Origin of the sequence: Staphylococcus sp. FSL W8-0305, assembly GCF_037966415.1 — a bacterium.
GTDB lineage: Bacteria > Bacillota > Bacilli > Staphylococcales > Staphylococcaceae > Staphylococcus > Staphylococcus aureus.
The window spans coordinates 522,129-534,263 of the sequence record NZ_CP150198.1 but is presented as its reverse complement, the minus strand read 5'-3'; the positions used below and the strand labels follow the sequence as shown (position 1 = coordinate 534,263).

The 12,135-nt window shown below is 32.7% G+C and carries 13 protein-coding genes; all 13 read right to left on the bottom strand.

From position 1 onward, the window contains the following. Positions 1-5 precede the first annotated feature (5 nt). Positions 6-1,304 carry a 3-phosphoshikimate 1-carboxyvinyltransferase gene (gene aroA, locus NST10_RS02850; protein ID WP_000245891.1) on the bottom strand — a complete coding sequence of 433 codons (1,299 nt, stop codon included), beginning with the start codon at positions 1,302-1,304 and terminating at the stop codon, positions 6-8. Between the two features lie 9 nt (positions 1,305-1,313). Beyond that, the gene (aroB, locus tag NST10_RS02845) at positions 1,314-2,378 is read right to left on the bottom strand and encodes a 3-dehydroquinate synthase (protein ID WP_000776318.1); all 1,065 of its coding nucleotides are present in this window, start codon (positions 2,376-2,378) and stop codon (positions 1,314-1,316) included. A 25-nt stretch (positions 2,379-2,403) separates the two neighbouring features. After that, positions 2,404-3,570: a chorismate synthase gene (gene aroC / locus NST10_RS02840; protein WP_339211117.1), complete on the bottom strand. Its 1,167-nt coding sequence runs from the start codon at positions 3,568-3,570 to the stop codon at positions 2,404-2,406. A 468-nt stretch (positions 3,571-4,038) separates the two neighbouring features. Further along, on the bottom strand, positions 4,039-4,488 hold the full coding sequence (ndk, locus tag NST10_RS02835) for a nucleoside-diphosphate kinase (protein WP_000442480.1): 450 nt from the start codon (positions 4,486-4,488) through the stop codon (positions 4,039-4,041). 91 nt (positions 4,489-4,579) lie between these two features. After that, the gene (locus NST10_RS02830) at positions 4,580-5,539 is read right to left on the bottom strand and encodes a polyprenyl synthetase family protein (RefSeq protein ID WP_001096481.1); all 960 of its coding nucleotides are present in this window, start codon (positions 5,537-5,539) and stop codon (positions 4,580-4,582) included. A gap of 1 nt (position 5,540) precedes the next feature. Continuing rightward, a complete protein-coding gene (locus NST10_RS02825) occupies positions 5,541-6,266 on the bottom strand; it encodes a demethylmenaquinone methyltransferase (RefSeq protein WP_000774688.1) in 726 nt (241 codons plus the stop codon). Positions 6,267-6,268: 2 nt separating this feature from the next. Then, complete coding sequence (locus NST10_RS02820) at positions 6,269-6,841, bottom strand: heptaprenyl diphosphate synthase component 1 (protein ID WP_000450555.1); 573 nt, start codon at positions 6,839-6,841, stop codon at positions 6,269-6,271. Between the two features lie 430 nt (positions 6,842-7,271). Beyond that, positions 7,272-7,544, bottom strand: a complete 273-nt coding sequence (locus tag NST10_RS02815; protein ID WP_001043863.1) for an HU family DNA-binding protein — start codon at positions 7,542-7,544, stop codon at positions 7,272-7,274. Positions 7,545-7,714: 170 nt separating this feature from the next. Further along, a complete protein-coding gene (locus NST10_RS02810; protein WP_339211104.1) occupies positions 7,715-8,713 on the bottom strand; it encodes an NAD(P)H-dependent glycerol-3-phosphate dehydrogenase in 999 nt (332 codons plus the stop codon). A 16-nt stretch (positions 8,714-8,729) separates the two neighbouring features. Further along, a complete protein-coding gene (gene der, locus NST10_RS02805) occupies positions 8,730-10,040 on the bottom strand; it encodes a ribosome biogenesis GTPase Der (RefSeq protein WP_000165530.1) in 1,311 nt (436 codons plus the stop codon). 221 nt (positions 10,041-10,261) lie between these two features. Further along, positions 10,262-11,437 (bottom strand): 30S ribosomal protein S1, encoded by a 1,176-nt coding sequence (rpsA, locus tag NST10_RS02800; RefSeq protein WP_000133953.1) that lies wholly within the window; start codon positions 11,435-11,437, stop codon positions 10,262-10,264. A gap of 256 nt (positions 11,438-11,693) precedes the next feature. Beyond that, entirely contained in the window at positions 11,694-11,885 is a 192-nt protein-coding gene (locus NST10_RS02795) for a hypothetical protein (protein WP_001791199.1), read from the bottom strand. Positions 11,886-12,001: 116 nt separating this feature from the next. After that, positions 12,002-12,118 carry a hypothetical protein gene (locus tag NST10_RS02790; RefSeq protein ID WP_001791200.1) on the bottom strand — a complete coding sequence of 39 codons (117 nt, stop codon included), beginning with the start codon at positions 12,116-12,118 and terminating at the stop codon, positions 12,002-12,004. Positions 12,119-12,135: the final 17 nt, after the last annotated feature.

The following is a 12,135-nucleotide window of genomic DNA, read 5'->3' as shown; positions in this document are numbered from 1 at the left end:
TTATATTATCCCTCATTTTCTAAAAGCTTTAGTTTTGGTAAAAATCCTGGAAATGATACATTTACAGCATCAAATTGTTTGATTTTGACAGGTTCGCTTGAAAGTAGAGAAGCAACTGCAAGCATCATTCCTATTCGATGATCCGTTAAACTATCCACTGTTGCATTTGTTTTAAATTCTGACGGATGAATAATCAATCCATCATTAGTTGGTTGTAATTCAAACCCTAACAAGTTTAACATATCAGCCGTTGTATCAATTCTATTTGTTTCTTTTACTTTTAATTCCTCGGCATCTTTAATTGTACTCGTGCCAACTGCTTGTGTACAAAGTAATGCTATTACAGGCAGTTCATCAATTGCTTTTGGCACTAATTCTCCTTCGATTTTTATTGGTTGAAGCATTGGTGTGTATTGAATACGAATAGAAGCAGTAGGTTCAGCACCAGTTGTTTGATTGAAAAGTTGAATATTACCGCCCATTTTTTCAACAATATCAATAATACCTGAACGTGTTGGATTGATTCCAACATTATGAATTGTTACATCACTTCCTGGTGTGATAAGTGCTGCAACAATAAAGAACGCTGCAGATGAAATATCGCCAGGAACATGAAAATCTGCAGGTTTAATGTATCGAATTGCTTCAGGGATTGTAGTAATTGATAACCCTTCTGCTTCAATTGGAATATTAAAATGTCTGAACATCGTCTCAGTATGATTTCGACTTACATCTAATTCTTTAATGATGGTCGCTTCCTTAGAAAATAGACTTGCGAATAAGATGGCACTTTTCACTTGTGCACTTGCCACTTCCATCTTGTAATTAATACCTTTAATTACAGATGGTTTAATGATTAATGGGGTGTAATTGTCTTCAATTCCTTCAATATTTGCATTCATACTTTTTAACGGTCTTAAAACACGATCCATCGGCCTTTTACCTATGGAAACATCGCCAGACAAAACACTTTCAATACCTAAACCACTTAACAAACCAGCTAACAATCGAGTCGTTGTGCCAGAGTTTCCAGTATATAAAACTTGATGAGGTGTTTTAAAAGCTTTATATCCAGGTGAATTCACAACCAATTTATCTTCATCTTCTTTAATATCTACGCCTAATAATCGGAATATATCCATTGTACGACGACAATCTTCACCAAGTAGTGGCTTATATATAGTAGATACACCTTCAGCTAGCGACGCCAACATGATTGCACGGTGTGTCATTGATTTATCGCCCGGCACTTCTATTTCGCCCTTTAACGGACCTGAAATATCAATGATTTGTTCATTTACCATTTCATTCACCTACTTAAAATATGTTTTTAATTGTTCACATGCATGTTGTAATGTTAGTTGATCAACATGTTGTACAACGATATCTCCAAATTGTCTAATCAAGACCATTTGTACACCTTGCTTATCATTCTTTTTATCACTTAGCATATATTGGTATAACGTTTCAAAATCCAAGTCAGTTATCATGTCTAAAGGATAGCCAAGTTGTATTAAATATTGAATATAATGATTAATATCATGCTTAGAATCAAATAAAGCATTCGCAACTATAAATTGATAGATAATGCCAACCATCACTGCATGACCATGTGGTATTTTATGATAGTATTCAACAGCATGCCCAAATGTATGACCTAAATTTAAAAATTTACGTACACCTTGTTCTTTTTCATCTGCAACAACAATATCTAGCTTCGTTTCAATACCTTTAGCAATATATTTATCCATACCTTTTAATGACTGTAATATCTCTCTATCTTTAAAGTGCTGTTCGATATCTTGCGTCGCTGATTCACCATTCAATAACGCATGCTTATAAACTTCTGCATAGCCACTTAATATTTGCTCAAATGGTAACGTCTTTAAAAAGTCTAAATCATAAATAACAGCAGTTGGACGATAAAATGCACCGATAAGGTTTTTACCTTGCTTTGAGTTAATACCCACTTTACCGCCAACACTAGAATCATGCGCCAAAATCGTTGTGGGAACTTGTATAAAATGGACACCTCTTAATAGTGTTGCTGCTACAAATCCTGCAAAATCTCCTGTCGCACCACCACCAACAGCTATAATCGCTGTATTACGTGTTACATGATGAGACAAAATGTATTCTAATGTTTCTTGATATTGCTCAAATGTTTTCGTCTTTTCACCAGCTGGAATAATGACTTTATGCACATTTTCATATGATAAAATATCATTAAATTTATCAGCAAAATATTGATTTACATGCTCGTCAATTAATATAAAACTTTGATCAAACTGATCAATATACGTGCTAATATGGTCAATTGCACCATGTTCAACAAATATTGGATAATTGTTTGAAGGATAGGTTGTTTGTAATTTCATGATCACACCTCAATTGTTCTCGTTGTTAAAACTCAACATTTAATTGTCTGCGGTCAGCAATTTGTTGTTGAAGTTGTTCAATATGGTTTGATTGAAACTCTTCAAGTAATGCTTTCGCTATTTCAAATGCAACAACGTGTTCACACACTATACTTGCTGCAGGTACAGCACAACTATCAGAACGTTCAATTGTTGCCTTAAAGTCTTCTTTAGTATTTATATCAACTGAATTTAATGGTTTATATAACGTAGGAATAGGTTTCATTACACCATTTACAATAATTGGCATTCCATTTGACATACCGCCTTCTAAACCACCTAAGTGATTTGACCCACGATAATAGCCCAATTCAGTATTGTAGAGAATTTCGTCTTGAATTTCGCTACCAGGCTTTTCAGCTGCTTTAAATCCTTCTCCAAAACTTACACCTTTAAATGCATTAATACTAACAACACCCTGTGCTATTCTTCCATCTAATTTACGATCATAATGTACATAACTACCTACACCAACAGGCATATTTTCAACTACAACTTGAACTACGCCCCCTATTGAATCACCATCGTTTTTCGCTTCATCAATTTTATCGCGCATTGCTTGTGCGATGCCATCATCAATTACACGGACGTCATTTCGATCAAGGTTTGCTTTAAATGTTTCTGAATCATAAAAATCTTTATCTTTAATGCCACCTATCTCAACAACACGACTGTATATTTCGATATCTAATTGTTCTAATAAAACTTTGCATAGTGCACCGACCGCTACACGTGCTGCTGTTTCTCTGGCAGATGAACGTTCTAATACATTTCGTAAGTCACGATGATTATATTTCATACCGCCAACTAAATCTGCATGTCCCGGTCTTGGCTTCGTAATTGTACGTTTCATATTTTCTCGTTCTTCATCGCTTATTGGCGCAGCGCCCATAATTTTTCGCCAATGTGTAAAATCATCATTAGTAAAAACCATTGTAATAGGGCTACCTAATGTATAACCATTTCTTACACCCGAAACAATCTCCACTGTATCTTTTTCAATTTGCATACGACGTCCACGTCCGTAACCGCCTTGACGCTTAAACATTTCTTTATTAATATCCTCAACCTTAATTTCTAAATTTGCAGGTACACCTTCAACAATAACTGTTAATTGAGGTCCATGTGATTCTCCTGATGTTAGGTATCTCATACACACTCGCTCCTTTCATACTTCCACGATAACATTATAATATGTTGTTAATCTTATCATATTCATTGTGCATTCATAAATGTTTGTTTTCAAGCTCAATTAAGAAATTGATTTATATCTCTTTTTAAATGTCAGAATTATCTTAATATTAAACGAACTAAGATTCATTATAATATATTCACAACGAGAAAAGTATTATGAATTTCTAATATTGTTAGATTGTTTAAACAACCATTTGAAAATTTAAAATTTATTCGAACAACTTATACCGCATATAATCGTAGCTAACCACGAATAAATAATATACAAGCTATATTTCTTTATATAAAAGAAAATGGACTGATCATTTTTTATAAAGTTAATCAGTCCGTATAAAAATAGGGTTTTGTTATGAATGGTCATAAATCACTAACCACATAACAAAACCCTTTTTCCTTTTATTAATCATAAAGGTTTATAGCTTATATTTTATTCATATAACCATGCATCACGTGGTGAAGCATAGCTAGTAATTTCATTTTCATTAAACCATAAATTAATTTCACGTTCAGCAGACTCTAATGAATCTGAACCGTGAATGATATTTCTACCAACAGTTAAACCTAAATCACCTCTAATTGATCCTGGTGAAGCTTCTGAAGGATTGGTGCTGCCAATAATATGTCTAGATACATTAACTGCATCTTCACCTTCAACTACCATTGCGAACACTGGTGCTGATGTAATAAATGAAATTAAATCATTATAAAATGGTTTACCTTGGTGTTCACCATAATGTGTTTCAGCAAGTTCCATTGGTACTTGCATTAATTTACCACCGACAAGTTTTAGTCCTTTTCGTTCAATTCTTGAAATTACTTCACCAATTAGATTTCTTTGTACTGCGTCTGGTTTAATCATTAAAAATGTACGTTCCACTTTATGTATCCCCCTGTGTTTAATAGGTTTATGTATATTACTATTATATATTAACAGGTTGGTAAAGCGCTTTCAATACTTTTCATAAATACTATGTGTTTCTTGACCCCATTTTTTTCGTCAAACTTAAAAGTAGTGATTTCGGATGTCCATCTGGTAACTCAGAAATCAAATTCAAAGCTTTACTTAAATACTTCGAACTTACTTCCTTAGCCTCATCGATGCTGTCAGATTTTCTAATGATTTGGATACATTCTTCAAATTCTTTGCGTTCACTATCTCGACGTAATTGTTCGATTTTCAATTTGAAGTCTGGATTTTTACGCATTTCTAATAAAATCGGTAACGTAATATGACCATTAAGCAAATCACTTCCGACCGGCTTACCTAATTTCTTTTCGGTACTTGTGAAGTCTAATACATCATCAATGATTTGGAAGCTCATACCTATATAATGACCAATCATTTTCAATTTTCGTACAGTTTCTTTATCAGATTGAGATGTAATTGCACCAACTTCAGTTGATAATTGAATTAACAGTGCTGTTTTGCGATTGATACGTCGTAAATAATTGATAATTGTCTGTTGACTGTTAAATTGGTCTTGAAATTGGAAAAGTTCCCCTCTACAAACATCAACGATAGATTCAGATATTAATTGATGTACACGATTATCTTTAACTGCCATTAAGTGTTCAAGTCCTAATGCCAATAAAAAATTCCCAGTTAAAATAGCAGTTGTCTGATCCCATTTCTTTGATATGGTTAACTTGCCTCGACGCTTGTCGCTTTTATCAATAACGTCATCATGAACAAGTGTTGCCATATGAATTAACTCTAATGCGACTGCAACTTGATACGTTTGTTCAGACGTTTGTTCATCTTTGCCAAATTGGCTACTCAGAATTACAAATGCTGGGCGTACTCTTTTACCACCAGAAGACAATAAGTGTAATGATGCCTGTTCTAATACAGAATCTTTACTTTTTATTGCCTTTTCAAGTCGTTGTTCCACTTTCTTAATTTCATTGTTCATGTTTAACTTTGCCACGTTAATCACCTTTGGTATTATCTTTTTCTTTATAGCCAAGGTGCATTGCAGCAACGCCCCCTGTAAAACTACGTACTCTTACATTTATGAAATCCGCTTCTTCAAACATGCGCTTCAACTCTTCTTTTCCAGGAAAATTAAACGTAGATTGCTGTAACCATTCATATTCTTCTTTTGATTTTGCAAATAATTTTCCAAAAATAGGCATAACAAATTTAAAGTATAATGCATACATTTGTTTAAAGACTGGCAAAGTTGGTTGGCTCGTTTCAAGACATACAACCATACCACCTGGTTTAAGTACTCTATTCATTTCTTTTAACGCGACTAAATAGTCTGGCACATTTCTTAATCCAAACCCAATTGTTACATAATCAAAAGAATTGTCTTCAAACGGCAATTCCATTGCATCACCATGAACAAGTTTAACATTTTCCATTGAAGCAGTTTTTTCTTTTCCTACTTCTAACATATTCTCACTAAAGTCAATGCCAGTAACTTCTCCTGTTGATCCTACAGCTTTGCTTAATGCTATTGTCCAATCACCAGTACCACAACAAACATCTAATGCTTTCGTACCTTTTCTAACACCCATGTCTTTCATGACACGTTTTCTCCATACTTTATGCTGCTCAAAACTAATAATATTATTTAATCTGTCATATTTTTTTGAAATATTTTGAAAAACGCGATGTACTTGCTCTTTATTTGCTTTATTGTCAGCCATGCTTAATTACCTCTACTTTTTAAATAACTTTTTTGGATATCGTGTAAGTAATGCTTTACTTCACTTTGATTATATTTCTTGAAGTATGATGGATAGTAATCAGACATATCTTCAAATAAATAATTATATATTTCCGACTCATCAATATTGATACCGAAATGAGATAACGTAATATATGGGAAAAGTGTTTCAATTTTTACTATTGCTTGAGAAATTTCATAATCATTTAAAGCTTGATGATGTAATGAAGATTTCAATTCATTAATTTCAACAATTGCTTTACTAATTTCATTTTGAAATGATAAATCATTGATTTCTGCTAGTAGCGTATAAAAATGTGCACTAATTAAATCTCCAATCAAAATGGAATGTTTAGACAAATGATTATATGTAATGTCATCAAGGTGTCTCATTGATGTGTCAATTGTGAGGCATGCTACTTTGGCAACATCTGGAATATCATATGAATCAAGCAACTTACCTAACCGATGATTAATATTAATGGATTCATATTCTGATACACCCTTTAATCTTTCTTCTATTTGTCTTTCCAATTTGCTAACAGTTGTTTCCATGTCTACACCTCACGATATTATCACTATTCATATTAACATTATATGTAAGAAATTAAAATCTTTTGAAGCATTAAGATTACTTATCATTTTTAAATTTCAATTTAAACTAACGGTAATTTATGTAGCTTTTGTAATTCTCATAATAACCCTTACTTCATTTACATTATTCATCTTTTTAAATAACGTAAAATACTATAGTAGACATGGTTACCTTTTAAGTAAACTCAACGCTAACAATTAATCTCATTATTCATATGTATATTTTGTAGTTGCTATTTTTATCAAAACTATTATGTCATGTAATATTTTGAACGCTTAAACAATGAATGTTCCAAAGATTAAAAACTTAGAAGAACATTACAATTTATGTACAGGTTGTAAGTATTAAAAGCAAAATAAAAAGCCCTTATTCAGGGCTTTTTAAGTAAAATTATTTTACAGCATCTTTTAATGCTTTACCAGCTTTGAATGCTGGAACTTTACTTGCTGGGATATCAATTTCTTTACCAGTTTGAGGGTTACGACCTTTACGTGCAGCACGTTCACGTACCTCAAAGTTACCGAAACCAATTAATTGTACTTTTTCACCTTTAGCAAGTGAGTTTTGGATTGATTCGAATACAGCATCTACTGCTGAACCAGCTTCTTTTTTAGTTAAATCAGCTTGCTCTGCAACTGCATTGATTAAATCTGTTTTGTTCATTAGACATTCACCTCCTGAGGTTTGATAATGATATGTTTATATCATTATGGTAAAACTTTAACACAAGCATTACATAAATCGCAATCATTTATGTGGCAAAAACGTTGAATTTAAGCCATTTCTATTCATTTTACGTAATTATTAGCTGTATATGTGTAATAATACACATTTTATTCAGATTTTTTATCGCGCTCCATTAAATATTTTACGCATTCTTTTACTGAGATATTTTCAAATAATACTCTATATAATGCATTTGTAATTGGCATATCCACATTTTTTTCTTTAGCTAAATGATAAACGGATTTAGTTGTATAAATACCTTCAACAACCATATTCATTTCAGATAATGCTTGATCCATCGATTCACCTTGTCCAAGCTTATATCCTAATGTGAAATTTCGAGAATGTGTTGATGTGCAAGTAACGATTAAGTCACCGATACCACCTAAACCTAGAAATGTCATAGGATCGGCACCTAACTTTTCACCTAATCTGCTAATTTCCGCTAAGCCACGAGTCATTAATGCAGCTTTTGCATTATCACCGTAGCCAATTCCAGCTACGATACCACTTGCTACTGCGATGATATTTTTCAATGCACCACCAAGTTCAACACCAACCAAGTCATCATTCGTGTACACACGCAAATAATCATTCATAAATAAATCTTGCGTTAATTTACTTACATTTTTATCTTTTGATGATGCAGCAACTGTAGTTGGTTGCTTGACTACAACTTCTTCCGCATGACTTGGCCCTGACAACACGCCAATACCTGCATTATATTCAGGTGAAATAGAATCTTCAATCATTTCTGACACACGTTTAAATGTCCCATTTTCAATACCTTTAGCAACATGTATAAAAGTCTTTTTAGATGTCAGCTTATCATTAATTTGAGTAGCAACTTCTCGCATTGCTTTAGTAGGTAAAGCCATTAAGTAAATATCTGCATATTGAATTGCTTTGGTCATATCTGAAGTAGCGATGATGTTAACATCTAATTTCGCGTATTTTAAATACTTTTTATTTGTATGACATGTATTTAATTCATCAACAGCTTCTTGATTTTTACCCCACATCAAAACATCATGTCCATTTTCTGCAAGAACATTGGCAAGGGCTGTCCCAAAACTTCCCATACCAAAAACGGTAATTTTAGTCATTGTTATCCCCCAATCGTTAATTTCTCTTTCGAGCTATAATATGAATTGGTGTACCTTCAAAACCAAAAGCGGCACGGATTTGATTCTCTAAATAGCGTTTATAAGAAAAATGCATTAATTCTACATCATTAACAAATACAACAAATGTCGGTGGTTCTATAGCAACTTGTGTTGCATAAAAGACATTCAAACGTCTACCTTTGTCTGTTGGTGTAGGGTTCATGGAAATTGCATCAGTAACGACTTCATTTAAAGTTGAACTTTGAACACGTTTTTTATGGTTTTCACTTGCTTCATTAATGTAAGGGAATAATGTACGTAATCTTGTGCGTTCTTTAGCAGACACAAAAGCAATTTGTGCATAATCTAAAAATTGGAATTCTTTACGTACTTCATCTTCAAATTTCTTCATCGTTTTACTATCTTTTTCCACAGTATCCCATTTATTTACGACAATCACGACTGCTTTACCTTGTTCATGTGCATATCCTGCAACACGTTTATCTTGTTCAATAATGCCTTGTTCTGCATCAATGACCACTAAAACAACATTTGAACGTTCAATCGCTTTTAAAGCTCTTAATACTGAATATTTCTCAGTTGATTCATATACTTTTCCTTTTTTACGCATACCAGCAGTATCGATTAAAACATAATCTTGTCCATCATAACTATACTCTGTATCAATAGCGTCTCTCGTTGTCCCTGCAACATTAGAAACGATAACGCGATCTTCACCTAAAATAGCATTTACTAAACTTGATTTACCTACGTTTGGTCGTCCAATAATGGATAGTCGAATTGTATCTTCATCATAAGGATCTTCTTCCTCTTCACCAAAATGAGAAACAACTGCATCTAACAAGTCACCAAGACCTAAACCATGTGACCCTGATATCGGATACGGTTCACCAAATCCTAATGAATAGAAATCATACACGTCTGTACGCATTTCCATATTATCTACTTTGTTAACCGCTAATACGACCGGTTTTTTAGATTTGTATAAAATTTGAGCGACCATTTCATCGCTTTGTGTCAATCCTTCACGCACGTTAACCATAAAAATAATAACATCCGCTTCATCTATGGCGATTTCTGCCTGCGCTCTAATTTGTGTTTGGAATGGTGCATCACCAATTTCAATACCACCTGTATCAATAATATTGAAATCATGTGTTAACCACTCACCTGAAGAATAAATACGATCTCGTGTTACACCTGGCGTATCTTCAACAATCGAAACACGTTCTCCAACTATTCTATTAAAAATTGTAGATTTACCTACATTAGGCCTACCTACAATAGCTACTATAGGTTTAGTCATAAGCTAACTTCCTCTCTTTCTTATATCTTTTTAATAATATCACATGAGACTGTGTATTCAAAATGAGTTTATTACTGTAATGATAAAAATCAGCACTTAAAACTTTATCTTAAAAAACACTTAGTTAAATTTGTCCACGTTATCATTCCGGATATATTTTGTTACATAAAAATACTCCACATGCAATCATAAACATGTGGAGTTGACTATTAAATATTAAATTATAGTTTAAGATTTTTAAGTTTATCACCAATCATATCGCCAATTGTTGGATTATCTTCTTCTTCGCTTTCTAAGTACGCCTTAGTCGTAGAAGGATCACTTTCAACAACATCTTCGTTTGGTAATGTTGCTTTAATAGATAGTGATACTCTTTCATTCTCTTCATCAATACCTAATATTTTAACATTTACTTGTTGACCAGGTTCTAATACTTCACCTGGCGTACCAATGTGTTTGTGTGCAATCTCAGAAATATGTACAAGCCCTTGTACACCTGGTGCAATTTCAACAAATGCACCAAAGTTTGCCAATCTTACTACGACACCTTCAATGTCATCATTTTCGTGGAATTGACCTTTAATATTTTCGAAAGGTGTTGGTAACGTATCTTTGATTGATAATGAAATACGTTCTGTATCTCTATCAATAGATTTAATTTTAACTTTAACATCTTGACCAATTGAAACTACTTCTTCTGGTGTTTGAACATGTTCGTGAGAAAGTTCAGATACATGCACTAAACCATCGACACCGCCAATGTCTATAAATGCACCAAATTGAGTTAAACGCGCTACTTTACCATCAATAACATCGCCTTCATTTAAAGATTGTAATAATTGATCTTTTTTAGCATCGTTTTCTTCTTGTTCAACTGCTTTACGGCTTAAAATGACTCTATTATTTTCAGGATCCAATTCTTCAACTTTAATACGAATTGTTTGTCCATCAAACACAGAGAAATCCTCAATGAAGTCTGTTGAAATTAGTGAAGCCGGAACAAAACCTCTTTGTCCTACATCAACAACCAAACCACCTTTAACTACTTCTGTTACTTTCGCTTCGATGATTTCATTATTATCTAATTTTTCTTGTAAATAACTATAAGACTTCTCAGTTTCAAGTTGTCTTCTAGATAAGATGTAAGCTCCAGTTTCATTTTCTTCATCAAACTCAACTTTAGTGACATATGCTTCAACTTCGTCGCCCTCTTTTACAACTTCACTTGGGCTATCAATATGATGCGTAGATAGTTGACTAATAGGAATAATCCCATTAAATTTACCACCGTTGATATGAACAACAACTTGCTTGTCTTCAACTTGTTGTACCTCGCCAGTGACTTTGTCACCTTCTTTAATATCGTTAATCATTGATTCATTGAATTCTTCAGTCATCTTGTTTGCCTCCTTATACACTACATATTTATAACATCTTATAAACTGACAGAATTGTCAAGAAATTCTACCTTTATTACATTTAGTAAATTAGTCGTATCCATAAATATGTCACTTAATCTCATTCTGTGTATTAGTTGGACATATATTTATTACAACCATATATTCAAACAAGTAATAAAGTCCGCTATGTTTATACATATTTTTTGTATAAAAATTAGCATAGCTCACTATTTTGTTTTATAAGTCTGTCATTTCATTGTTCTCTACAAGATATATTATAGTAAAATTTTATACTTTTATAAAACAAAAAGCCACGCAAATAAGCAACTTTTACATTTGAATAGTAAGAAGACCGTATATAGTGCATCTTTCTCGAATTATTACATAGGACATTTTTTGTGACTAAATCAGCTTCTTTTGCAATTCTTAGATTTGTAACACTCATTTTCTTACCATTTGTAAAATGCTTTATGAATTTAATGAATTATTTTTGGAATTCTAATAATTTACCTTTATTATTTCTGTTAACTTTTTGAAAAACATACACACTTGACTGACGCATTAACTTTTACCAAAAGTAAAAAGGCAACTTTCATTCATCGTTGAATAAAAATCACCTTTTAAGTTGAGTAAATCATTATCAGCACATTCAATTTGTATATGCATTAAGCGTTGCACATTACAAATAGATATTT

Excerpts from the sequence above, each read along its gene's own strand:
- aroA (WP_000245891.1), bottom strand. The coding sequence starts at position 1,304 with ATGGTAAATGAACAAATCATTGATATTTCAGGTCCGTTAAAGGGCGAA.
- aroB (WP_000776318.1), bottom strand. The coding sequence starts at position 2,378 with ATGAAATTACAAACAACCTATCCTTCAAACAATTATCCAATATTTGTT.
- aroC (WP_339211117.1), bottom strand. The coding sequence starts at position 3,570 with ATGAGATACCTAACATCAGGAGAATCACATGGACCTCAATTAACAGTT.
- NST10_RS02825 (WP_000774688.1), bottom strand. The coding sequence starts at position 6,266 with ATGGCTGACAATAAAGCAAATAAAGAGCAAGTACATCGCGTTTTTCAA.
- NST10_RS02820 (WP_000450555.1), bottom strand. The coding sequence starts at position 6,841 with ATGGAAACAACTGTTAGCAAATTGGAAAGACAAATAGAAGAAAGATTA.
- NST10_RS02815 (WP_001043863.1), bottom strand. The coding sequence starts at position 7,544 with ATGAACAAAACAGATTTAATCAATGCAGTTGCAGAGCAAGCTGATTTA.
- NST10_RS02810 (WP_339211104.1), bottom strand. The coding sequence starts at position 8,713 with ATGACTAAAATTACCGTTTTTGGTATGGGAAGTTTTGGGACAGCCCTT.
- der (WP_000165530.1), bottom strand. The coding sequence starts at position 10,040 with ATGACTAAACCTATAGTAGCTATTGTAGGTAGGCCTAATGTAGGTAAA.
- rpsA (WP_000133953.1), bottom strand. The coding sequence starts at position 11,437 with ATGACTGAAGAATTCAATGAATCAATGATTAACGATATTAAAGAAGGT.
- NST10_RS02795 (WP_001791199.1), bottom strand. The coding sequence starts at position 11,885 with ATGAGTGTTACAAATCTAAGAATTGCAAAAGAAGCTGATTTAGTCACA.